Below are 21,651 nucleotides of genomic sequence, written 5' to 3'. Positions count from 1 at the left end.
TCAGTTCACCGGTGCACGGGCGCGCTGGATCTGCCGCAATTGCTGCTCGATGCGGTCGCTGGCATCGACGATCGAGCGGCGCACCTGCTGCAATTCCTCCACCGACGCGTGCTGGCCCTGTTCACGCAGCCACAGACGTTGCCGCAGCATCTCGCGCATGGCGTCGTGGACCGGGTCTTCGGCGAGGTCGCCTGCGACCGCCTCGATCTCCGAGCGCGCCGTGCGCAGGCGGGTTTCCAGGGCGTCGGCGGCATCCAGCAACTGGTGCATCGCACGCTGGCGCCGGCCGGTGAGGCGGCGCGCAAACACCAGGGCGAGCAACACGGTCGCGGCGAGCACGACGATCAGAAGCAGGGATGGGTTCACGGTGCGGACAGGCTGGAATGAGCACCCAGTCTGCCGTGGCCGAAAGGGCCGGGCAAACCCTCCCGCGGCCCCGTCGCCGGGAATGGGCGATGTGCCGTCGCGGATCGTCCACGGGACGGCCCGGCCGGCATGCTGGGTGGTTTGACATGCCGGGGGGCGATCCTTACCATTCTCCGGCTTATGTCCGCTGACGTGCCCAAAATGCCGGTGCCCGAAGTCCTGGATGCCTGGCGCATGGTGGCAACGCGGCGTGGCATCGAGGGCCGTGTGCCGTTGACTTCGTTGCTGCGCTTGCGCGGCAGCCTGGTCGATGCAGACGGTGAGGTGGAGTACTCGCTCGATTTCGGCACCGATGAACTGCAGATTCCGTACGCCGACTTGCGCGCCCAGACGGCCTTGCCGCTGCTGTGCCAGCGCAGTCTGGAGCGGTTCCTGTTTCCGGTGACGATCGAGCAGCGACTCGGCCTGATCCGCGACGAGGCCGACGAGGCGGCGCTGCCGGAGGGCTACGAGCCCTTGCTGATGCCTGCGGACGGCATATTGTCGCCGACCGACCTGGTCGAGGACGAGCTGATCCTCGCCATCCCGGTGGTGCCGGTGAAGCCCGGTACCGAGGCGATGGAAGCCGATTGGCCGGTCCCGGAAGCCGACCTGGAGCGCATCAACCCGTTCGCGGCGTTGTCTGCATTGAAGAACAAACCGGACAACTCGAATTAGAATCACGGGTTGTCCCTTGAACCGGTCCGGCATCCAGCCGGATTCACCACGACCGATATTTTTTTACGGTTTTCCCTGGAGTAAGACCATGGCTGTCCAGAAGTCCCGCGTTTCCCCGTCCAAGCGTGGCATGCGCCGCTCCCACGACTCGTTGTCCAGCAAGCTGCTGTCCACCGACCCGACCACCGGCGAGACCCACGTCCGCCACCACGTCACCGCTGACGGCTACTACCGCGGCAAGAAGGTGATCGACACCCGCTCCAACGTTGCCGACGAAGAGTAAGCTTCGTTACCTCGCCGCGCCGCACAAACAGGCGTGCGCGGCCGCCGTCTCCGGCGGTCGTTTGAACCGGCCATGGTTGGGATTGGCGCGTTGAGCCGGTCCGTGCCGGAATGCAGGCGTGTGGTAGCAACGTTCCGGGCCGAATCCGAGACACTGCTGACAACTGCTGCCGGCCGTCGTCCGGTGCCCGGTGGCGATGGGTTTCCCTTGCCGGTGTGCGGCGGCTCGCGTAACAGTGGTCCGTGTACCGGCGTTTGGCTGCGGAGTGGTGATGACTGATCGAATCTATTCCCGCATTGCGGGCACCGGCAGCTACTTGCCGGAAAAAGTGCTGACCAACGACGATCTTTCGAAGATCGTCGAGACCAGTGACGAGTGGATCGCCACGCGCACCGGCATCCGCCAGCGCCATGTCGCTGCGGAAGGTGAGACCACGGGCGACCTGGCCTATCACGCCGCCGTGCGTGCGCTCGAGGCCGCCGGTGTCGAAGCCTCCGAGCTGGATCTGATCGTGCTGGGCACGACCACGCCCGACATCATTTTTCCGTCGACTGCCTGCCTCGTGCAGCACCGCCTGGGGGCCAACGGCTGCCCGGCGTTCGATGTCAATGCCGCGTGTTCGGGCTTCGTCTACGCGTTGTCGGTGGCGGACAAGTTCATCCAGTCCGGCACGGTGAAGACGGCGCTGGTGATCGGTGCGGAAACCCTCACCCGGATGCTGGACTGGACCGACCGCTCGACCTGCGTGCTGTTTGGCGACGGGGCCGGCGCGGTGGTGCTCAAGGCCGACAGCGAGGCCGGTATCCTCAGCACCCATCTGCACGCCGATGGCGGCAAGAAGGAGCTGCTGTACAACCCGGTGGGCGTCTCGGTCGGGTTCAAGCCCGAGGAGCACAACGCCGGCGTTAAGGTGATGATGACCGGCAACGACGTGTTCAAGCACGCGGTCAAGGCGCTGGACGCGGTCGTCGAGGAAACCCTGGAAGCCAATGGGCTGGACCGCAGCGAGATCGACTGGCTGATTCCGCACCAGGCCAACCTGCGCATCATCGAGCTGACCGCACGCCGGCTGGAGATGCCGATGGAGCGCGTGATCGTCACCGTCGACAAGCACGGCAACACCTCGTCGGGCTCCGTGCCGCTCGCGCTGGACGAGGCGGTGCGCTCGGGCCGGGTGCAACGCGGGCAACTGGTGCTGCTGGAGGCCTTTGGCGGCGGCTTCACCTGGGGCTCGGCGCTGCTGCGCTACTGAGTCCTGCTCCTTGCGCCATCCCGGACGCCCTCGACCTTGTCGGGGGCGTTTTCGTTCCAGCCGGCGGAAGTGGTCTTCCCACACCGCCCGGTAACAGTACGCCCAGGTACAGACGGGTCGGCGCAATCGCTCGTATGATGGCGCGTTTCATTTGCAAGGGACGCCGTGTGAGCGATTCTCAGAGCGTCGAACATCCCATCGGGGGTCACCAGCTGGCTTTCGTGTTTCCGGGCCAGGGCTCGCAGTCGCTGGGCATGCTGGGCGAGCTCGCCCGGCAGTCCCCGATCATCGCGGACGCCTTCGCGGAGGCCAGCGACGGCGCCGGCGCGGACTTGTGGGCGCTGAGCCAGCAAGGGCCGGAAGCCCGGCTCAACCAGACCGAGTTCACCCAGCCGGCGCTGCTGGCCGCCGGTGTGGCGGTGTGGCGCCTGTGGCAGGCGCGCGGCGGCGTGCAGCCGGCGCAATTGGCAGGACACAGCCTTGGCGAATACAGCGCGCTGGTCGCCGCCGGCGTGCTCGGCCTGGCCGAGGCGGCGAAGCTCGTGCGCCTGCGCGGCCAGTTGATGCAGGACGCCGCACCGGCCGGTACCGGCGCCATGGCGGCGATCCTGGGGGCCGACGACGTGCTGGTCGAGCAGGCCTGCGGATCGGCCTCGGGCCGGGACGTGGTGGTGCCGGCCAACTACAACTCGCCCGGCCAGATCGTGATCGGCGGTCATGTGGCAGCGGTCGACAAGGCCCTGACCCTGCTCGCCGAGCGCGGTGTGCGCAAGGCGGTCAAGCTGGCCGTCAGCGTGCCCTCGCACACGCCGCTGATGCGTGATGCGGCGGACCGACTGGCCGTGGCGATGAGCGATATCCAGTGGCATGCGCCGTCCCTGCCGGTGGTGCAGAACGTCGATGGCCGGGTTCACGAGACCGCCGAGGCGATCCGCGACGCCCTGGTCCGCCAGCTGTATCTGCCGGTGCAATGGACCACCTGCGTGCGGACGCTGGCCGAACACGGTGCGACCCGCGTTGCCGAATGCGGTCCGGGCAAGGTGCTGACGGGGCTGGTCAAGCGCATCGACAAATCGCTCGATGCACGTACGATCGGCACGCCCGCCGAGCTTGACGCCGCACTGGCCGACTGGAAATAACCCAACGAGCAGGATCCGCGAACGCGGTTCGTGCAAGAGCAGGAGAGACATGAGCAACCAACCCCTTCATGGCGAGATCGCCCTCGTCACCGGTGCCAGCCGCGGCATCGGCGCCGCGATTGCCGATGAACTGGCCGCCCAGGGCGCGACCGTGATCGGCACCGCCACCTCCGAAGCCGGTGCGGCCGCGATCGCTGCGCGCCTGTCCGCCCACGGTGGCCATGGCCGCGTGGTCGATGTGGCCGATGCCGAAGCCACCGCCGCGCTGATCGACGGCATCGGCAAGGACATCGGCACGATCTCGATCCTGGTCAACAACGCCGGCATCACCCGCGACAACCTGCTGCTACGCATGAAGGACGAGGACTGGCAGGCGGTGATCGACACCAACCTGAGCAGCGTCTACCGCACGTCCAAGGCGGTCATGCGCTCGATGATGAAGGCCCGTCGCGGCCGCATCGTCAATATCGCCTCGGTCATCGGCGTCACCGGCAACGCCGGACAGGCCAACTACGCGGCGGCGAAGGCGGGCATCATCGCGTTCAGCAAGTCGCTGGCGAAGGAAATCGGCAGCCGTGGCGTCACCGTCAACGTGGTCGCGCCCGGATTCATCGATACCGACATGACCCGCGCATTGCCCGAGGACGCCAAGGGGGCGATGCTGGGCCAGATCGCCCTGGGCCGCTTCGGCGAGCCGGCCGACATCGCCCGCGCGGTGGCCTTCCTGGCCGGTCCATCGGCGGCCTACATCACCGGGGAAACCCTGCACGTCAACGGCGGGATGTACATGCCGTAGCGCTGGATGCGCACCAACTACGCACCAGGTACACAGCAAGTAACTGGGGCGAAAGGGCTTTTGCGGATAGTCGCGAAGGCCTCGATTCCACTACACTATTCCATCGAATATCCCGTACGGGAGGAGTGAATACCAATGAGCAGCATCGAAGAGCGCGTCAAGAAGATCGTGGTCGAACAGCTTGGCGTCAAGGAAGAAGAAGTCACCAACAACGCTTCGTTCGTCGACGACCTCGGCGCCGACTCCCTCGATACCGTCGAACTCGTGATGGCACTGGAAGAAGAGTTCGAGTGCGAGATCCCGGACGAGGAAGCCGAAAAGATCACCTCGGTGCAGCAGGCGATCGACTACGTCACGACGCACGTCAAGGCGTAATCCGCGGATGGGTGGAGGCGCGACCGGTCAAGGATCGGCGTGCCACGCCCGGCGCTACAGACCGGGGCCGCATCGTGCGGCCTTGTGTCTTTCCACGGCATACACATTCCAGGCGCGCTGTCGGGCACGGTGCCGGCGCGTCCGCAAGCGGAGTTCTCCATGTCCAATCGACCGGCCTTCGGCAGGCGCGTAGTTGTCACCGGCCTCGGCCTCGTCTCGCCCCTGGGCAACGACCTGGCCAGCAGTTGGGACGGCATCGTCAATGGCCGTTCGGGCATCGGCCCGATCACCCACTTCGACACCACCGGTTTCACCACGACCATCGCCGGGCAGATCCGCGATTTCGACGTCACCCGTTGGGTGCCGGCGAAGGACGCGAAGAAGATGGACAGCTTCATCCATTACGGCGTCGGCGCGTCGCTGATGGCGCTGGAGGATTCCGGGCTGGAAATCACCGAGGCCAATGCCGAACGCGTCGGCGCGCTGATCGGTTCCGGCATCGGCGGCATCCTCGGCATCGAGGAGCAGACCGCCAAATACCTTGCCGGCGGCGCGCGCAAGATCTCGCCGTTCTACGTGCCCAGCACGATCATCAACATGCTGCCGGGGCAGGTGTCGCTGCTGACCGGCATCAAGGGCCCCAATTTTTCCGCGGTGTCCGCCTGCGCGACGTCGAACCATTCCATCGGCATGGCGATGCGGATGATCCAGTATGGCGACGCGGACGTGATGCTCGCCGGCGGCGGCGAGCGCGGCTCCTCGCCGACTTCGGTGGGCGGTTTCTGCTCGATGAAGGCGATGTCCACCCGCAACGACGACCCGACCCGCGCGTCGCGGCCGTGGGACAAGGACCGCGACGGTTTCGTGCTCGGCGATGGTGCCGGCATCCTGGTGCTGGAGGAGTACGAGTACGCCAAAGCCCGCGGTGCGCGCATCTATTGCGAGCTGGTGGGCTTCGGCGCGAGCTCCGATGCGTTCCACATGACCGCGCCCAGCGAGGACGGCGAAGGCCCGGCGCGCTGCATGGTCGCCGCGATGAAGGATGCCGGCGTCAATCCGGAACAGGTGGGCTACCTCAACGCGCATGGCACCTCGACCCCGCTGGGCGACGTCGCCGAGACGCTGGCGATCAAGCGTGCGCTCGGCGATCACGCCTACAGGACGATGGTCAGCTCGACCAAATCGATGACCGGTCACCTGCTCGGCGCGGCCGGCGGTGCGGAGGCGATTTTCTCGGTCATGGCGCTGCACACCGGCATCATCCCGCCGACGATCAACCTGGATGCGCCGGGGGAGGGTTGCGACCTTGATTACGTGCCCAACACCGCCCGCGAGGCGACGGTCGATGTCGTGGTCTCCAACGGCTTCGGCTTCGGCGGTACCAACGGCACGCTGGTATTCAAGCGGATCTGACTTGCCGGAAGCCCGCCGAAGTGCGCTTGACGGGTTTCAGGGAGGTATTCCCGGAGGCGACCGAAGCGCTCTTCGCTCGGGGCGTTTTGCTGCACGGCATCCATGCCGGGGTCGGCGATCGGCGGCGTCGGGCACGATCGTACCGGGCGGCAATCACGGCAATCCCCGCATGAGTTTCCGATGCTGCTGACCCGCCAGTTGTCGCCGACGATCGATCTGCTGGATCTGCACCGGCGTGCGCCGGCGCGCTATCCGTTGCTGCTGGAATCCAGCGCGGCGGGCACCGCGCAGGGGCGCTGGGACCTGTTGCTGGCCGGCAATGGCGAGTCGCTGCAGCTTGATGCCGATGGCAAGGTCCGCGATCAGCGCGGCGTCGTGATCGGCGATGACTTCCTGCAGGCGCTGGACGCCGCATGGCTTGCGCAGCGGGTCGATCACGACGAGCCCCGCTGGCCGTTCCGGGGCGGCTGGGCGCTGCTGCTGGGTTATGAATTGGCGGCCCAGATTGAACCGGTCCTGCATCTGCCTGCGGCCGCGGGCGGGTTGCCGGTCGCGCTGGCCGTGCGTTGTCCAGCCGCGGTCGTGCGCGACCATGCCCGTGGCGAGTGCATCGCACTGGCGGAGCCGGGGCTCGAGGCACTTCTGGAGGGCATCACGCAGGATCTGGCCGATCTTGATCGGGCCCCGGCACCGTTGCCGGCCTGGCGACCGCCGGTCGTCGTCGATGAGGACGAGCCCGGGCGGTATGTGGATGGCGTCGCGCGGGTGCTCGATTACCTGGCGGCGGGCGATGTGTTCCAGGCGAATCTGTCGCGCGGATGGCGCGCGCGCTTCGAGGGGCCGGTGGATGCGGCGGGGTTGTTCCAGCGCCTGCGCGAGAACAACCCGGCGCCGTTCGCGGGGCTGTTCCAACGGCATGATCAACAACAGGCTCAACAACCTGTCCGGCAGCCGGCCTGGTCGGTCGTCAGCGCGTCGCCGGAGCGGTTGATCTCGGTGCGTGGCGACGTGGTGGAAACCCGGCCGATCGCCGGCACCCGCGCCCGTGTCGCCGGCGACGATGACGGCGACACGATCGACGAGCTGGTCGGCCATCCCAAGGAGCGCGCCGAGCACGTCATGTTGATCGATCTGGAGCGCAACGACCTCGGCCGGGTGTGCACGCCCGGCAGCGTGGAGGTCAATGAGTTGATGACGGTGGAAAGCTACGCCCACGTGCACCACATCGTCAGCAACGTGCGTGGCCGCCTGCGTGCGGACGTGACGCCGGGCGAGGTGATCCGGGCGACGTTCCCCGGCGGCACCATCACCGGCGCACCGAAAGTGCACTGCATGCAGATCATTGCCGAGCTGGAAGCCGAGGGGCGCGGTAGCTATACCGGCGCGATGGGCTGGCTCAACCGCGATGGCGACCTCGACCTCAACATCCTGATCCGCAGCGCCGAGATCGAAGGCGATCTGCTGCGGTTCCGCACCGGCGCCGGCATCGTGATCGACTCCGATCCGCGCGCTGAGTTGGAAGAGACGCGCGCCAAGGCGCGTGGCATGTTGCGTGCGCTGGGTGTTGCCGATGGATAGTACGGCTGACCAATCGTTGGCGATGCCGCAGTCCGCCCACGCCAACGTGCGCATTTTCATCGGCACCGAGCCGGTGTCGGTGGTGCCACCGGATGACCGCGCGCTCGCCTACGGCGATGGCCTGTTCGAGACCATGCGCGCGCACCGCGGCACTGTGCCGTGGTGGGACCGGCACTGGGCGCGTTTGCAGCGTGGCGCGCAGCGACTTCGACTGGCGTTGCCATCGCAGGCGCAGGTGCGTGACGAGGCCGCACGCCTGCTCGCCGGAACCGATGGCGTGCTGAAGTTGTTTGTGAGCCGTGGCTGCGGTGGTCGCGGTTACGCGCTTCCGGCCGATCCGGTACCGACCTGGCTGTTGTCGCTGCACCCGGTGCCGCGGCCGGTGAGCGGCCTGACGCTGCGCTGGTGCGACACCCGGCTGGCGATCCAGCCGGTGTTGGCAGGCATCAAACATGGCAACCGGCTGGAGCAGGTGCTGGCGCGCGCGGAATGGGATGACGGAGTCGCCGCCGACGAGGGCCTGATGCGCAGCACCGTGGGTGATGTGGTCTGCGCCACCGCGGCCAACCTGTTCCTGCTGCAGGATGGCCAATGGCGCACGCCGCCGGTGGACCGTTGCGGCGTGGCCGGGGTGTGCCGCCAGTGGATGCTGGACACTTTCGACGTCGAGCCAGTGCGGTTGTCGGTGGCCGATGTCGAAACCGCCGATGCCGTCGTCCTGACCAATGCGGTGCGCGGTATCCTGCCGGTCGCCCGCTTGCTGGACACCGCGCCGGGCGAGCGGGCGTGGCAGCCGCACCCGCAGGTGGTCGAATGGCAGCGTCGTCTCGCCGCCGACCATCCCGCATTCACCGCACCCGCTGACGGTGCCCACATCATGGAGGTGCCGTGAGTCGTCCCCGCAAGCATGGTTCCGTTGCGCGTGGTTCCGTCGTGCGTGTGTTGTCGGCGCTGCTGCTGCTCTCACTGCTCGCTGTGGCGGCGGCCGGGTTCTGGGCGTGGCAACGCTACGAGGTCTTTGCCGATACCCCGCTGGCCGGACTGCAGGCCGGCGACAGCGTGGTGATCGAGCGCGGCGACTCCCTGCCCACGGTGCTGTCCAGGCTGCGCCAGGCCGGCGTGCGCGAAGGCAGCGAATACGAATGGCGCCTGCTGGCGCGGCAACTGGGCGCCGCCTCGCGGCTGCATGTCGGCGAGTACGCGCTGATGCCGGGAATTTCGCCGCGCGAGCTGCTGGTCGCGATGCGCCAGGGCGACATCATCCAGTACCGTTTCACCCTCGTGGAGGGCTGGAACATCCGCGAGCTGCGCGCCGCACTGGGCAAGGTCGACACCCTCAAACACGAAACGTCCGGACTGGACGCGGCGGCCCTGATGAGCGCGCTCGGCCGTGCCGGCGAACACCCGGAAGGCCGCTTCCTGCCGGAGACCTACCTGTACAGCCGCGGCGACAGCGACCTGGACCTGCTGCGCCGCGCCTACGCGGCGATGGAAAAGGCGCTCGCCGCCGCATGGGAGCAGCGCGACCCCGATACCGGGCTGAAGACGCCGTACGAGATGCTGATCATGGCGTCGATCGTCGAGAAGGAGACCGGCATCGCCTCCGAGCGCCCGCAGATCGCCGGACTGTTCGAGCGTCGGTTGAAGATCGGAATGCGGCTGCAGACCGATCCCACCGTCATCTACGGCATCGGCAAGGACTACGACGGCAACATCCGCCGCAGTCATCTGACCACCGACACCCCGTACAACACCTACACCCGCCGCGGCCTGCCGCCGACCCCGATCGCGATGCCGGGCGTGGGCGCGCTCGACGCCGTGGCGCATCCGGCGCCGGGCAGCGCGTTGTACTTCGTCGCGGTTGGCGACGGCAGCGGCCGCCACCTGTTCGGCGACTCGCTGGCCGAGCACAACGCCAACGTGCGCAAGTACCTGCAGAACTACCGCCAGCGCATGCGCGATACGCAGCCCGCGAAAGACGCGCCATGAGCCTTTCCGTGCAACCCCGGCTGGTGACCCTGGAAGGCGGCGAAGGTGCGGGCAAGTCGACCGTGCTGGCCGTGTTGCGCGAGGCGTTGCTGGCCGCAGGCCAGGAAGTCGTCTGCACCCGCGAACCCGGCGGCACGCCGCTGGCCGAGCAGATCCGCAACCTGCTGCTCGACACGCGGCACGAACCGCCGGCGCCGGAAACGGAACTGCTGCTGATGTTCGCCGGCCGCGCCCAGCATGTGCGCGAGCTCATCCTGCCGGCGCTCCGGCGCGGGGCGTGGGTGATCAGCGACCGTTTCACCGATGCCAGCTACGCCTACCAGGGAGCCGCACGCGGCGGTGACGCCGGTTTCATCGCCGGGCTGGAGCAGCGCGTGGTCGGCATCGTTCCCGGACTGACCCTGTTGCTGGACGTGCCGGTCGGGATCGGCCTGCAGCGCGCGCGCGGACGCGGCGGTGTCGACCGCATCGAAGCGGAGTCCGACGACTTCTTCGAGCGCGTGCGTGCCGCCTACCTGGCCCGGGCCGCCGCCGAGCCATCGCGCTTCCGCGTGGTCGACGCCCGTCAACCGGCCGAGGTGGTCGCGGCCGAAGCGGTCGCCCACCTGCGTGCCCATCAGGAGACAGTGCGATGAGCGTGTTCGCGCCCTGGCAGCAGCGCGTGTACGAACATGCCGCCAGCGCGCTGGATGCCGGCCGTCTCGGCCACGGCCTGCTGTTCTGCGGCCCGGCCCGGCTGGGCAAGCGGGCGGTGGCCGAACGGCTGGCCAACCGCTTGCTCTGCACCAGCCGCACGCCGGACGGAGAGCCCTGCGGAAGCTGCCGCAGTTGCCGCCTGTTCGCCCTGCGCTCCCAGACCGATCCCGTCGAATTGCGCCCGGACGGCTCGCTGGCGCATCCGGGCGGGCACACCGGGCATCCCGATTTCCTGCAGATCAGCTATGGCATCAACGACAAGGCCCGGCCGCCCAGGTCGCGGACCGAGATCGTCATCGACCAGATGCGCCGCTTGTCCGAGCAGATGGCGCTGACGGCCCAGTATGGTGACGCCAAGATCGCGATCATCGAACCGGCCGATGCGATCAACCACGCCGGTGCCAACGCGTTGCTGAAGACACTTGAAGAGCCGGTTCCCGGACGGTACCTGTGGCTGGTCAGCGCCAACCCGGCACGCCTGTCGGCGACCATCCGCAGCCGGTGCCAGAAGCTGGAGTTCCGCCTGCCCGCGCGCGACGAGGCGCTGGCCTGGCTGCAGCGGCAAGGTCACGCGGAAAGCGCGGCGGCCGAGGCGCTGGATGCGGCGCGCGGCCATCCCGGCCTGGCCGATGAGTGGCTGCAGGGCGAGGGTCTTGCCGTGCGCCGCCAAGTGGCGGGCGACCTGGCCAAACTGGCCGCTGGCGACATCGCCGTGGTGGAAACCGCCCAGCGCTGGGTGGCCGACAGCGACGCGGACCTGCGGCTGCGCTTCGCCGCCGACCTGGCCCTGTCGGCGGCGGCCGACGGCTTGACCGACCCGATGCGCACGCGCAGTCTGGCGGCCTGGTTCGATCGCGCCAACCGGGCGCGCGAATTGTTGCGCAGCACCGTGCGTGCGGATCTGGTCGTGGTGGAATTGTTGATGGCCTGGCGTGCCGGAGAAGCGCGCCGGGCTGCCGGAAAACAGAGGGGATAGCGGTATGAACGCACCAGCCGGGGCCCGCCAGGGCATCGTGTCGTTGGCGGTCAAGGACAAGGCGTCGCTGTACAACGCCTACATGCCTTACATCAAGCATGGCGGCATCTTCGTGTCGACGCCGAAGCGTTACTTCCTGGGTGACGAGGTGTTCCTGCTATTGACGCTGCCCGAATCCGGCGAGCGTCTGCCGGTGGCCGGCAAGGTCATCTGGGTCACTCCCGCCGGTGCCCAGGGCAATCGCCCGGCCGGCATCGGTATCCAGTTCGGTGAAGGTGCCGAAGGCGAGACCGTCAAGGGCAAGATCGAGGCCCTGCTGGCCGGCACCCTGGACGCGGAGCGCGCGACCCACACGATGTAGCTGATCGGCTGGTTTCGTGGACTGCTGGCCCTCGGGGCTTTCTTCGGGCGTGCGATTGGATTTCCTTCAGGCGCGACCCGTACATGGGTCCAATTCGCAGGTTCGCGGCTGAAGCCGCTCCTGCAAGGAAGTACGCATTGCCGCGCGTGAAGCGCGGGTTTGCGGTTCACGCGCGTGTGAGGCGCTGACGGCACGCGCGTGTGAAGTACGGCTTGCCTGATCACCGCAGCGCGGCGGATTCCCAGCCCGGACGTGGGGCGAAACGGTCGCCGTGACGGGCCTGCAACTGCTTGAGCCGCTCCAGCAGGGCGTCGGCACCGGTCTGGCGGATGTATTGGATCGGGCCACCCCGGAACGGCGCGAAGCCGGTGCCGAAGATCACGCCGGCGTCGAGCAGTTCGGCATCGGCCACCACGCCGTCGTGCAGGCAGGCGACCGCCTCGTTGAGCATCGGCAGGATCAGGCGATCCTCCAGGTCGGATGGTGGCTGGTAGTTGTCCGGCAAATCGGGCTTGACCGCCTTGCCATCCTCCCACTTGTACAGGCCCTGGCCGTCCTTCTTGCCGCGCTTGCCCGGCTCGGCCTGCTTGGCCAGTGCCGGCGGCACGGTCAGGCCAAGGAATGGCGACAGCTCCGCGCCCACACCGGCGGCGACGTCCAGACCGACGGTGTCGACCAGTTCGATCGGCCCCATCGGCATGCCGAACCGGACCGCGGCCTTGTCGATCGCCGCGCCCGGAATGCCTTCCGACCAGGCGGTCACCGCTTCCAGCATGTACGGGAACAGCACCCGGTTGACGAGAAAGCCCGGCGTGCCCGCGACCGGCACCGGCAGCTTGCCGATCGCCTTGCAGAACGCGGCCAGACGCTCGCGGGTTTCCGGCGCCATGCCGTCGTGCTGGACGATCTCCACCAGCGGCATCAGCGCGACCGGGTTGAAATAGTGCAGGCCGCCAAACTGTGCCGGGCGCTGGATGCCGTCGCGCAGGTCTACCAGCGGGATCGACGACGTGTTGGTGGTCAGCAGCGCGTCGGACTTCATCCGCGGTTCGATCACCGCGTACAGGTCGCGCTTGGCTTCGGGGTTCTCGATGATCGCCTCGATCACCAGATCCGCCGCGGCCACGCCATCGCCGGCCACGTCACTCTTCAGGCGCGCCGCGACTTCCGGGCGCTTGCTCTCGTCCCGCACGCGTTTGGCTAACAGTTCACCGGCACGGCCCATGGCGACGTCGATGAAGCGCTGCTCGCGGTCATTGAGAGTGACCTGGAAACCCTTGTAGGCCGCCCAGGCCGCGATGTCACCGCCCATCACGCCGGCACCAATGACGTGCACATGCTGGATGCCGTGATCCTTGCCGCCGACGCTCTTCAGCCGTTCCTGCAGGAAGAACACCCGGATCAGGTTGCGCGCGGTCGGAGTGGAGGCGAGTTTTGTTACCGATCTGCGTTCGGCGGCCAACTGGCGCTCCACGCTTCCGCCGGTCGCCTTCCATGTCGCGACCAGTGAATACGGCGCCGGGTAATGCTCCTTGCGGGCCTTGCGCGCGACCTGCTTCAGCAGCATCGGCGCGATGGCCTGGCGCGCCGGCCAGAGGTTGGTGGCCCAGCCCATGAAGCGCTGCTTGAACGGACGCTTGCGGCCGTGCAGGGCAAGCGCCGCGGCCGCGTCGACCAGCACCGCCGGCTCGACCACCTTGTCGACCAGTCCGCTGGCGCGGGCCGCCGATGCCGACACCGCGCGTCCGGTCAGCATCATCTCGAACGCCGCCGGCGCGCCGATCAGCCGCGGCAGGCGCACGCTGCCGCCCCAGCCGGGGTAGATGCCCAGCTGCACCTCCGGCAGGCCGATCCGGGTCGAGCCGTCCTTGCTGGCAACCCGGTAGTCGCAGGCCAGCGCCAACTCGGTGCCGCCGCCCATGCAGAAGCCGTGGATCGCCGCCACCGTGGGGCAGGGCAGGTCGGCCAGGTGCTGGAACACCTGCTGCCCGCGTTTGAGCGCACCGGCCACGTTGCCGGTTTCATCGAAGCCCTGGAACTCCTTGATGTCCGCGCCGGCGATGAAGCCGCTGGCCTTGGCCGAGCGGAGCACCACGCCCTTGGGCGGGTCGATGGCGATGCGTTCGATCAGCGCGTCCAGTTCGATCAGCACGTCCTGCGACAGCGCGTTGACGGTTTCACCGGCGCGGTCGAGCGACAACACCAGCACGCCATCGGCACGCATCTCGGCATGCCAGTGCCGGGCACGGAGTCCGTCGAAGCGGAGCAGCGCAGTGTCATGAGGGGCCATGCGGCACCATCCGTTCAGGTATGGGGTAAGCCGCTATCATCCCGAGGTTGTTTCACCGGCGTCAAATCAGTGACGCGCGGGACCTCGCATGCCTCACCATGTTCCCCGACGGTTGCAGGCGGGCAGCGGCGCCCCAATCGTTGGTGATGGAACTTTCTCCCCGACAGGGTTGTCTCATCGTTCGGCCATGGCCGAGCTGACAGGAGTGCCGGCGCGCGGTATGGCCGAGAACAAATTGTTGGACCAGGAGTTCGACCAGGATCTGGTCAGACGTGTGCAGCAGGGCGACAGCACGGCATTCGATGCATTGGTGCGCAAGTACCAGCACCGGATCGTGGGGCTGATCGGCCGCTACATCTCTGACTGGAGCGAATGCCAGGACGTCGCCCAGGATGCGTTCATGCGCGCCTATCGCGCGCTGCCTAACTTCCGTGGCGATGCGCAGTTCTATACATGGTTGCACCGTATTGCAGTGAATACCGCCAAGAACCATCTCGTTTCGCAGAACCGCCGGCCACCCACGGCCGACATCGATGTCGGCGACGCCGAGCAGTTCGATACCGGCATCCGCCTGCGCGATACCGACACGCCCGAGCGCGAGCTGATGCGGCAGGAGGTGGAACAGGCGGTGATGCGTGTGGTCGAAGGCTTGCCCGAAGACCTGCGCGTCGCGATTTCCCTGCGCGAGGTCGATGGCCTGAGCTACGACGAGATCGCGCAAAAGATGGCGTGTCCGATCGGCACCGTGCGGTCGCGGATATTCCGCGCCCGTGAGGCGATCGATCAGGAACTGCGCCCCTTGCTTGACCCGGACCACGACTCCCAGGAGCGGAAATTCTGATGTCGACCAGTCAAATCCACGATGCCGAAACCCTCAGTGCGTTGTTTGACGGCCAACTGCACGATGACGCCCGGCGCTTCGCGCTGAAGCGCCTCGGTCATGACGCGCAATGGCGAGAAGCCTGCGGCCGATGGCAGCTCGCCGGCGACGTGCTGCGTGGCAACGCGATGGCGGCCGCGCCGGCAGGATTCGCCGAGCGGGTGATGGCGGCGGTGGCGCAGGAAGGCCTGCATGCGGATGGCGTGGCACCGGTCCTTCCGGTTTCCCTTCCCGGCAAGGCCGCGGTCCGTACGCGGCGCTGGATCGGCGGCGCGGCCCTGGCGGCGTCGGTGGCGATGGCGGCGTTGTTTGTCGTGCGCCCGGCCTTCCAGGCCGGCGATTCGTCGGATGCACTGACCCGGCAGACGGTTGCGACTTCGCCGGTGACGGCCGGTGTGTTTGCCGCTTCGGATGCCGGAGTTGTGGAGACACCTGCATCGGAGTCCCCTGTGGAATTGCCGGCAAAGTCGCCGGCTGACGGCGCGGGACTGGCGCTCGCGGCGGCAGTTGCGGTGGCCGACGTGCCGCGCCGTGTCGGCGAGCGCCGTGCGCGCGGGCAGTCGCAACGCGCGGCCCTGCGCGGGTCGCAAAACCGCCAACACGAAGCGGCGACAGCGGTCGCTTCTGCTACCACTCCGGTTGGTGCATCCGTGGCGGTCGGTGCGTTGGCCGGGAGCGAGGTCGCGGCGAAGTCGCTGCATCCGTTCATGCCGGTCGGCGAGGTCGTGTCCCGGCCGTGGCCGCGCGCTGTGCTGCCGGGCTATTCCGCCTCGGGTGCATTGACGGCGGGTTATCACGGCGCGGGTGAGCCGTCGGCCTCGCTTTCGTTCTACCCGTTCGAGCCGGAGGCCCTGCAGGGTCACGTTCGGCAAAGCCATCTGGACCGGGGGCGTGTTGACCAGGACCGTCCGTCTGCCCTTGAGCCGGCCGGAGCAGCGACCGGGCAGCCGGGGCACTGATCCCTGTCCACACGCCGCTCATGGTCGAAGTTCCCGGGGTGCCGATACTGCCTGCGCCCCGACGTATGCCGCCTCGAGTGATGCGGCAATTGACCCTGTTAAAAATCCTTCTTCCCACTTGTAACCGGAGGCCGATTCCATGAACCGTCCGCTTCGCTCCATTGCCCTGCTCGGCGTTCTCGCCGCTGCGCTGCCCATCGCCTGCACGGCGCAACAGTCACCGACCGCGGCGACCACGGCGGCCATCGCCTCACAGGCGGTCACTCCGCCGGCGCCCCAACCGCTGGTCACCGGTCTGCCGGACTTCACCCAGCTGGTAAAGCGGGTCGGTCCGGCCGTGGTCAACATCAGCGCCGAGACGATGCCGGTGCCCCGGCAGGGCAATTCGCGCGGGCAGGGATTGCCGGACGGGTTCGAGGAGCTGTTCCGGCGCTTCGGGATGCCCTTTCCGGGCGGCCCCGGTGCGCCGCAAGGGCCGCAGGGCGGCGGCACCTCGCTGGGCAGCGGTTTCCTGATCTCCGACGACGGCTACGTGCTGACCAATTTCCACGTGGTCGATGGCGCCGACAAGGTCACCGTGACCCTGTCGGACCGGCGCGAGTTCCAGGCCGAAGTGGTCGGCAGCGACGAGCAGTACGACGTGGCGGTGCTGAAGATCAAGGCCGACAACCTGCGCTGGTTGCGCGCCGGCAACTCGGCCGCGGTCGAGCCGGGCCAGTGGGTGGTGGCGATCGGTTCGCCGTTCGGGCTGGACCATTCGGTCACCGCCGGCATTGTCAGCGCGGTGGGTCGGTCCAATCCGTATTCCGGCCAGCAGTACGTGCCGTTCATCCAGACCGACGTGGCGATCAACCGGGGCAATTCCGGCGGCCCGCTGCTCAACACCTCCGGCGAGGTGGTCGGGATCAATTCGCAGATATTCTCCAATTCCGGCGGCTACATGGGCGTCAGCTTCGCGATCCCGATCGACTTGGCGATGAGCGCGTTCGAGCAGATCAAGGCCACCGGCAAGGTCAGCCGCGGCATGCTCGGGGTGAACATCATGCCGGTGTCCGCCGAGGCGGCGAAGGCGATCGGCCTGCCCGACAGCCGCGGTGCGATGGTCACCAATATCCAGGCCGGCAGCGCCGCCGCGAAAGCGGGCATCGAGCGCATGGACGTGATCCGCTCGTTCAATGGCACCCCGGTGGTGGATGTCAGCGACCTGCCGCCGCTGGTCGGCGCGATCGCACCGGGCAGCAAGGCCAGGCTGGAAGTGTTCCGCGCCGGCAAGACCCGCCAGCTGGATGTGGTGGTCGGGGGCGAGGAAGCGCAGGCCGTGACCGCGTCCAATGGCAATGCCGCGCCGGATCCGTCCACCAGGCCAACGGTCGGCAGCAACCCGCTGGGCCTGGTAGGCCGCGACCTTGCGCCGGCCCAGCGCCAGCAGCTGGGGTTGGGTAACGACGAAGGCGTGTTGCTGGCCGATGTCGGCGACGCCGCCCGCGAGGCCGGCGTGGCGGCAGGCGACGTGGTGGTGGCGGTGGGTCGCGACAGCGTCGGCAGCGCGGCCGAGCTGAACCGCAAGCTGGCCGGGGTCAAGCCGGGCGACACGGTGATGTTGCTGATCCGTCGCGGCGGAAACACCCAGTTCATCGCCGTGACCGCCGCCACGCGTTGAGCCGGTGTTGAACTGAACAGGCGTAGCGCGGCGATCGTGCCGCGCTGTGCGAACCGGTGGCCCTGCATTGGCGGGGCGCCGGAGCGGTTGTGGCGGCGTATGCGATAATCACGCGTTAACTTTCCTGGCCTTGGGCCGTTGCCGATCGCATGCAGCAGATACGAAATTTCTCCATCATTGCCCACGTCGACCACGGCAAGTCGACCCTGGCCGATCGCCTGATCCAGATGTGCGGAGGCCTGACGGCGCGCGAGATGGAATCGCAGGTGCTCGACAACAACCCGATCGAGCGTGAGCGCGGCATCACCATCAAGTCGCAGTCGGTGTCGGTGCCCTACACGGCGCGCGACGGCAAGACCTATCACCTGAACTTCATCGACACGCCCGGCCACGTCGACTTCAGCTACGAGGTCAGCCGCTCGCTGGCCGCCTGCGAAGGCGCGCTGCTGGTGGTGGACGCCGCCCAGGGCGTCGAGGCGCAGTCGGTCGCCAACTGCTACACCGCCGTCGAGCAGGGACTGGAAGTGATTCCGGTGATCAACAAGATCGACCTGCCGACCGCCGACGTGGACCGCGCCAAGGCCGAGATCGAGGCGGTGATCGGCATCGACGCCAGCGACGCGGTCGCGATCAGCGCCAAGACCGGCCTGAACGTCGAGGAGGTGCTGGAGGCGATCGTCACCCGCATCCCGCCGCCCAGGCCGCGCGATACCGACAAGCTGCAGGCGCTGATCATCGACTCGTGGTTCGACAACTACCTCGGCGTGGTGTCGCTGGTGCGGGTGATGCAGGGCGAGATCAAACCGGGTGACAAGATCCTGGTGATGTCCACCGGTCGCTGGCATCTGGTCGACAAGGTCGGCGTGTTCACGCCCAAGCGCAAGGAAATGCCGGCGCTGCGGGCGGGCGAGGTAGGCTGGATCAACGCCAGCATCAAGGATGTGCATGGCGCGCCGGTGGGCGACACGCTGACCCTGCTGGCCGATCCTGCCGCCGAACCCCTGCCGGGCTTCCAGGAAATGCAGCCGCGCGTGTTCGCGGGCCTGTTCCCGGTCGACGCCGACGATTACCCCGACCTGCGCGAGGCGCTCGACAAGCTGCGCCTCAACGACGCCGCGCTGCGCTTCGAACCCGAATCCTCCGAGGCGATGGGCTTCGGTTTCCGCTGCGGCTTCCTGGGCATGCTGCACATGGAGATCGTGCAGGAGCGGCTGGAGCGCGAGTACGACCTCAACCTCATCAGCACCGCGCCGACGGTGGTGTATGAGGTGCTCAAGGTCGATGGCGAAATCCTGTCGCTGGACAACCCGGCCAAGCTGCCGCCGGCCAACCTGACCGAGGAAATCCGCGAGCCGATCATCCGCGCCAACATCCTCACCCCGCCCGATTACGTCGGCAGCGTGATCACCCTGTGCGAGGAGAAGCGCGGCAACCAGATCGGCATCACCTACCTGGGCAGCCAGGTGCAGATCAGCTACGAACTGCCGATGAGCGAGGTCGTGCTCGACTTCTTCGATCGCCTGAAGTCGGTGTCGCGCGGCTATGCCTCGCTGGATTACCACTTCGTGCGGTTCCAGGCCGGCCCGTTCGTGCGCGTGGACACCCTGATCAACGGCGACAAGGTCGATGCGCTGAGCATCATCACCCACCGCGCCCACGCCGACCGGCGCGGCCGGGAAATCTGCGAAAAGATGCGCGAGCTGATTCCGCGGCAGATGTTCGACGTCGCCATCCAGGCCGCGGTCGGCTCGCAGATCATCTCGCGCAGCACGGTCAAGGCGATGCGCAAGAACGTGCTGGCCAAGTGCTACGGTGGCGACATTTCGCGCAAGAAGAAGCTGCTCGAAAAGCAGAAAGCGGGCAAGAAGCGGATGAAGCAGGTCGGCAGCGTGGAGATCCCGCAGGAAGCGTTCCTGGCGGTGTTGCAGAACGACCACAAATAACCGGCAACCGTCGGCAGCCGCCGGCGACAGACGAAAGGAATACGCATGCGTTGGTTCGAAATCGCCCTGGTGGTGTTCACCCTCTTGTCCGGACTGATCTGGCTGCTCGACAAGCTGGTGCTGGCCAAGCGCCGTGCGGCCCACCAGGGATTGCTCGATGACGGCGCCGAGCCGTGGTACGTGGATTACGCGAAGGCGTTTTTCCCGGTGCTGCTGGCGGTGCTGGTGCTGCGCAGCTTCATCGCCGAGCCGTTCCGGATCCCGTCCAATTCGATGATGCCGACCCTGCTGACGGGCGATTTCATCCTGGTCAACAAGTTCTCCTACGGCCTGCGGCTGCCGATCAGCAACAGGAAGTTCGTCGATATCGGCGAGCCCAAACGCGGCGAGGTGGTGGTGTTCCGCCCACCCCACCATCCCGACCAGGACTGGATCAAGCGCGTGATCGGCCTGCCGGGCGACCGCATCGGCTACTACGACAACCAGGTCCTCATCAACGGCGTTCCGCTGGCCTACGAGTCGCTGGGCCACTATGAAGGGCGCGGCAACGGAGCGGAGATGAGCGGAGCCGGGGAGTTCCGCGAATTGCTGGCCGATCACCCGCACCGGGTGCTGGAGCGCACCGGGCTGCCGTTCCGCGATCCCGCCGAGGGCGAGTGGGTGGTGCCGGAAGGCGAGTATTTCGTGATGGGCGACAATCGCGACAACAGCGAAGACAGCCGATACTGGGGCTTCCTGCCGGAGCAGAACCTGCGCGGCAAGGCGTTCCTGATCTGGATGAACATCGACGGTGGAATCGACTTCTCGCGCATTGGCGAGCGGATCCGCTGAGACACTTCCGCCAGCGATGGGGCGGGGCATGTGGGGAGTGCGCGTCGACAGTGGCGCGCGAAACAATCACCGGGGACAAACGGCATGAAGCACAAGCAAAGTGGCATTACCTTGATCGGTTTCATCATCGTATTGGGCGTGGCGGGTGTGTTCATTTTCATGGGGATGAAGGTGATTCCGATGTATTCGGAGTACTACTCGGTCAAGCAGTCCCTGGAAGGCATCGCGAAGGAGCCGGGAGTCACCGACGAGTCGCCGGCGCGGATCAAGGACATGTTCTTCCGCCGCATGAACATCAACTATTCCGAGAACGTCAAACCCGCCGACATCAAGGTCGTGCGCAAGGACTCGGGCTACCTGGTGACGGTGGAGTACGAAGTGCGCAAGCCGCTGATCGCCAACCTCGACGTGGTGGGCAAGTTCCACACCGAGAAGGAACTGCGCCGCGGCGCGCGCAACTGAGCAGCACCAGGCGATGGCAGACCGGATCGGCCACGTGTTTGCGCGGCCCGAATTGCTGGCGCAGGCACTGACGCACCGCAGCGCAGGCGCTCCGCACAACGAGCGCCTGGAGTTCCTGGGTGACGCGCTGGTCAACCTGTTCGTCGCCGAGGCGCTGTACCGGCATTGGCCCAAGGCCGATGAAGGCGCATTGACCCGCGGCCGCGCCGAGCTGGTGCGCGAGTCCGCGCTGGCGCCGATCGCGCGCGCGCTCGAACTGGGCGAACGCCTGACGCTGGGCCCGGGCGAGATGAAAACCGGCGGTCACCGGCGCGACTCGATCCTCGCCGATGCGCTGGAGGCGGTGGTCGCGGCGATCTATCTGGATGCGGACTTCCACACCTGCCGTTCGGTGGTGATGCCCTGGTTCGCGGCGGCGATGGAGGCGTTGCCGCCACCGAACAAGGTCGGCAAGGACGCCAAGACCCGCCTGCAGGAATGGTTGCAGGGCCGTCAGAAACCGCTGCCCGTGTATGAACTGGTCGCCGAGGGCGGCGAGGACCACGCCAAGACCTTCCGGGTCACCTGCACCCTGAGCCAGCCGCCGCTGCTGAGCGAAGGCGAGGGAAGTTCGCGCCGCAGCGCCGAGCAGGCCGCCGCCGAGGCCGCGCTGGCGGCGCTTGCCGGGTCCTGATCCGGGCGTCGG

At 67.4% G+C, this 21,651-nt stretch carries 22 protein-coding genes; 20 read left to right on the top strand and 2 right to left on the bottom strand.

The window, feature by feature from the left end:
* Nucleotides 1-366, bottom strand: a complete 366-nt coding sequence (locus tag N792_RS03530; RefSeq protein WP_036192679.1) for a hypothetical protein — start codon at nucleotides 364-366, stop codon at nucleotides 1-3.
* A 201-nt stretch (nucleotides 367-567) separates the two neighbouring features.
* On the opposite strand from N792_RS03530, the gene N792_RS03525 reads away from it, so the two are divergent.
* The 13 genes from N792_RS03525 (at nucleotide 568) to N792_RS03465 (ending at nucleotide 11,941) form a co-directional block, all read left to right on the top strand.
* Nucleotides 568-1,083, top strand: coding sequence for a YceD family protein (locus tag N792_RS03525; protein WP_425478843.1), 516 nt, complete (start codon nucleotides 568-570; stop codon nucleotides 1,081-1,083).
* An 88-nt stretch (nucleotides 1,084-1,171) separates the two neighbouring features.
* On the top strand, nucleotides 1,172-1,366 hold the full coding sequence (rpmF, locus tag N792_RS03520; RefSeq protein WP_036192677.1) for a 50S ribosomal protein L32: 195 nt from the start codon (nucleotides 1,172-1,174) through the stop codon (nucleotides 1,364-1,366).
* 271 nt (nucleotides 1,367-1,637) lie between these two features.
* Complete coding sequence (locus N792_RS03515; RefSeq protein ID WP_036192676.1) at nucleotides 1,638-2,618, top strand: beta-ketoacyl-ACP synthase III; 981 nt, start codon at nucleotides 1,638-1,640, stop codon at nucleotides 2,616-2,618.
* Nucleotides 2,619-2,785: 167 nt separating this feature from the next.
* Complete coding sequence (gene fabD, locus N792_RS03510) at nucleotides 2,786-3,757, top strand: ACP S-malonyltransferase (protein WP_224743917.1); 972 nt, start codon at nucleotides 2,786-2,788, stop codon at nucleotides 3,755-3,757.
* A 49-nt stretch (nucleotides 3,758-3,806) separates the two neighbouring features.
* The gene (fabG, locus tag N792_RS03505; RefSeq protein WP_036192675.1) at nucleotides 3,807-4,553 is read left to right on the top strand and encodes a 3-oxoacyl-ACP reductase FabG; all 747 of its coding nucleotides are present in this window, start codon (nucleotides 3,807-3,809) and stop codon (nucleotides 4,551-4,553) included.
* A 135-nt stretch (nucleotides 4,554-4,688) separates the two neighbouring features.
* Nucleotides 4,689-4,928 carry an acyl carrier protein gene (gene acpP, locus N792_RS03500; RefSeq protein ID WP_036192674.1) on the top strand — a complete coding sequence of 80 codons (240 nt, stop codon included), beginning with the start codon at nucleotides 4,689-4,691 and terminating at the stop codon, nucleotides 4,926-4,928.
* Nucleotides 4,929-5,087: 159 nt separating this feature from the next.
* A complete protein-coding gene (gene fabF / locus N792_RS03495; protein ID WP_036192944.1) occupies nucleotides 5,088-6,341 on the top strand; it encodes a beta-ketoacyl-ACP synthase II in 1,254 nt (417 codons plus the stop codon).
* Between the two features lie 180 nt (nucleotides 6,342-6,521).
* Complete coding sequence (locus N792_RS03490; protein WP_036192673.1) at nucleotides 6,522-7,919, top strand: aminodeoxychorismate synthase component I; 1,398 nt, start codon at nucleotides 6,522-6,524, stop codon at nucleotides 7,917-7,919.
* Nucleotides 7,920-7,941: 22 nt separating this feature from the next.
* Entirely contained in the window at nucleotides 7,942-8,811 is an 870-nt protein-coding gene (pabC, locus tag N792_RS03485; RefSeq protein ID WP_052103396.1) for an aminodeoxychorismate lyase, read from the top strand.
* The gene (gene mltG / locus N792_RS03480; RefSeq protein ID WP_036192672.1) at nucleotides 8,808-9,908 is read left to right on the top strand and encodes an endolytic transglycosylase MltG; all 1,101 of its coding nucleotides are present in this window, start codon (nucleotides 8,808-8,810) and stop codon (nucleotides 9,906-9,908) included. Before pabC ends, mltG begins: the two co-directional genes overlap by 4 nt.
* Entirely contained in the window at nucleotides 9,905-10,543 is a 639-nt protein-coding gene (tmk, locus tag N792_RS03475; RefSeq protein WP_036192671.1) for a dTMP kinase, read from the top strand. The genes mltG and tmk overlap by 4 nt, the downstream gene beginning before the upstream one ends.
* Nucleotides 10,540-11,580, top strand: coding sequence for a DNA polymerase III subunit delta' (locus N792_RS03470; RefSeq protein WP_036192670.1), 1,041 nt, complete (start codon nucleotides 10,540-10,542; stop codon nucleotides 11,578-11,580). Before tmk ends, N792_RS03470 begins: the two co-directional genes overlap by 4 nt.
* A 4-nt stretch (nucleotides 11,581-11,584) precedes the next feature.
* Entirely contained in the window at nucleotides 11,585-11,941 is a 357-nt protein-coding gene (locus N792_RS03465; protein WP_036192669.1) for a PilZ domain-containing protein, read from the top strand.
* A 220-nt stretch (nucleotides 11,942-12,161) separates the two neighbouring features.
* On the opposite strand, the gene N792_RS03460 is transcribed toward N792_RS03465, so the two are convergent.
* Complete coding sequence (locus tag N792_RS03460; RefSeq protein WP_036192668.1) at nucleotides 12,162-14,231, bottom strand: 3-hydroxyacyl-CoA dehydrogenase NAD-binding domain-containing protein; 2,070 nt, start codon at nucleotides 14,229-14,231, stop codon at nucleotides 12,162-12,164.
* 220 nt (nucleotides 14,232-14,451) lie between these two features.
* Between N792_RS03460 and rpoE the strand changes: the two genes are divergently transcribed.
* The 7 genes from rpoE (at nucleotide 14,452) to rnc (ending at nucleotide 21,639) form a co-directional block, all read left to right on the top strand.
* Nucleotides 14,452-15,072, top strand: a complete 621-nt coding sequence (gene rpoE, locus N792_RS03455; protein ID WP_036192941.1) for an RNA polymerase sigma factor RpoE — start codon at nucleotides 14,452-14,454, stop codon at nucleotides 15,070-15,072.
* Entirely contained in the window at nucleotides 15,072-16,070 is a 999-nt protein-coding gene (locus tag N792_RS03450; RefSeq protein WP_052103395.1) for a sigma-E factor negative regulatory protein, read from the top strand. Before rpoE ends, N792_RS03450 begins: the two co-directional genes overlap by 1 nt.
* A 139-nt stretch (nucleotides 16,071-16,209) precedes the next feature.
* Nucleotides 16,210-17,730, top strand: a complete 1,521-nt coding sequence (locus N792_RS03445) for a Do family serine endopeptidase (protein ID WP_036192667.1) — start codon at nucleotides 16,210-16,212, stop codon at nucleotides 17,728-17,730.
* A 149-nt stretch (nucleotides 17,731-17,879) separates the two neighbouring features.
* Entirely contained in the window at nucleotides 17,880-19,673 is a 1,794-nt protein-coding gene (lepA, locus tag N792_RS03440) for a translation elongation factor 4 (RefSeq protein ID WP_036192666.1), read from the top strand.
* 45 nt (nucleotides 19,674-19,718) lie between these two features.
* The gene (gene lepB, locus N792_RS03435) at nucleotides 19,719-20,504 is read left to right on the top strand and encodes a signal peptidase I (RefSeq protein ID WP_036192665.1); all 786 of its coding nucleotides are present in this window, start codon (nucleotides 19,719-19,721) and stop codon (nucleotides 20,502-20,504) included.
* Between the two features lie 84 nt (nucleotides 20,505-20,588).
* A complete protein-coding gene (locus N792_RS03430; RefSeq protein WP_036192664.1) occupies nucleotides 20,589-20,966 on the top strand; it encodes a DUF4845 domain-containing protein in 378 nt (125 codons plus the stop codon).
* Nucleotides 20,967-20,979: 13 nt separating this feature from the next.
* A complete protein-coding gene (rnc, locus tag N792_RS03425) occupies nucleotides 20,980-21,639 on the top strand; it encodes a ribonuclease III (protein ID WP_036192663.1) in 660 nt (219 codons plus the stop codon).
* Nucleotides 21,640-21,651: the final 12 nt, after the last annotated feature.

Source organism: Lysobacter concretionis Ko07 = DSM 16239 (genome assembly GCF_000768345.1).
Taxonomy (GTDB): Bacteria; Pseudomonadota; Gammaproteobacteria; order Xanthomonadales; family Xanthomonadaceae; genus Novilysobacter; species Novilysobacter concretionis.
Note: the sequence above shows the minus strand (reverse complement) of the source record. Positions and strands in the feature narration are given on the sequence as shown.

Coding starts and splice junctions, on each gene's coding strand:
- N792_RS03515 (WP_036192676.1), top strand. CDS start 1,638: ATGACTGATCGAATCTATTCCCGCATTGCGGGCACCGGCAGCTACTTG.
- lepB (WP_036192665.1), top strand. CDS start 19,719: ATGCGTTGGTTCGAAATCGCCCTGGTGGTGTTCACCCTCTTGTCCGGA.
- rnc (WP_036192663.1), top strand. CDS start 20,980: ATGGCAGACCGGATCGGCCACGTGTTTGCGCGGCCCGAATTGCTGGCG.
- N792_RS03470 (WP_036192670.1), top strand. CDS start 10,540: ATGAGCGTGTTCGCGCCCTGGCAGCAGCGCGTGTACGAACATGCCGCC.
- N792_RS03465 (WP_036192669.1), top strand. CDS start 11,585: ATGAACGCACCAGCCGGGGCCCGCCAGGGCATCGTGTCGTTGGCGGTC.
- lepA (WP_036192666.1), top strand. CDS start 17,880: ATGCAGCAGATACGAAATTTCTCCATCATTGCCCACGTCGACCACGGC.
- fabG (WP_036192675.1), top strand. CDS start 3,807: ATGAGCAACCAACCCCTTCATGGCGAGATCGCCCTCGTCACCGGTGCC.
- N792_RS03525 (WP_425478843.1), top strand. CDS start 568: ATGCCGGTGCCCGAAGTCCTGGATGCCTGGCGCATGGTGGCAACGCGG.
- N792_RS03450 (WP_052103395.1), top strand. CDS start 15,072: ATGTCGACCAGTCAAATCCACGATGCCGAAACCCTCAGTGCGTTGTTT.
- rpoE (WP_036192941.1), top strand. CDS start 14,452: ATGGCCGAGAACAAATTGTTGGACCAGGAGTTCGACCAGGATCTGGTC.
- N792_RS03460 (WP_036192668.1), bottom strand. CDS start 14,231: ATGGCCCCTCATGACACTGCGCTGCTCCGCTTCGACGGACTCCGTGCC.
- N792_RS03430 (WP_036192664.1), top strand. CDS start 20,589: ATGAAGCACAAGCAAAGTGGCATTACCTTGATCGGTTTCATCATCGTA.
- tmk (WP_036192671.1), top strand. CDS start 9,905: ATGAGCCTTTCCGTGCAACCCCGGCTGGTGACCCTGGAAGGCGGCGAA.
- pabC (WP_052103396.1), top strand. CDS start 7,942: ATGCCGCAGTCCGCCCACGCCAACGTGCGCATTTTCATCGGCACCGAG.
- N792_RS03490 (WP_036192673.1), top strand. CDS start 6,522: ATGCTGCTGACCCGCCAGTTGTCGCCGACGATCGATCTGCTGGATCTG.
- rpmF (WP_036192677.1), top strand. CDS start 1,172: ATGGCTGTCCAGAAGTCCCGCGTTTCCCCGTCCAAGCGTGGCATGCGC.
- fabF (WP_036192944.1), top strand. CDS start 5,088: ATGTCCAATCGACCGGCCTTCGGCAGGCGCGTAGTTGTCACCGGCCTC.
- acpP (WP_036192674.1), top strand. CDS start 4,689: ATGAGCAGCATCGAAGAGCGCGTCAAGAAGATCGTGGTCGAACAGCTT.
- N792_RS03445 (WP_036192667.1), top strand. CDS start 16,210: ATGAACCGTCCGCTTCGCTCCATTGCCCTGCTCGGCGTTCTCGCCGCT.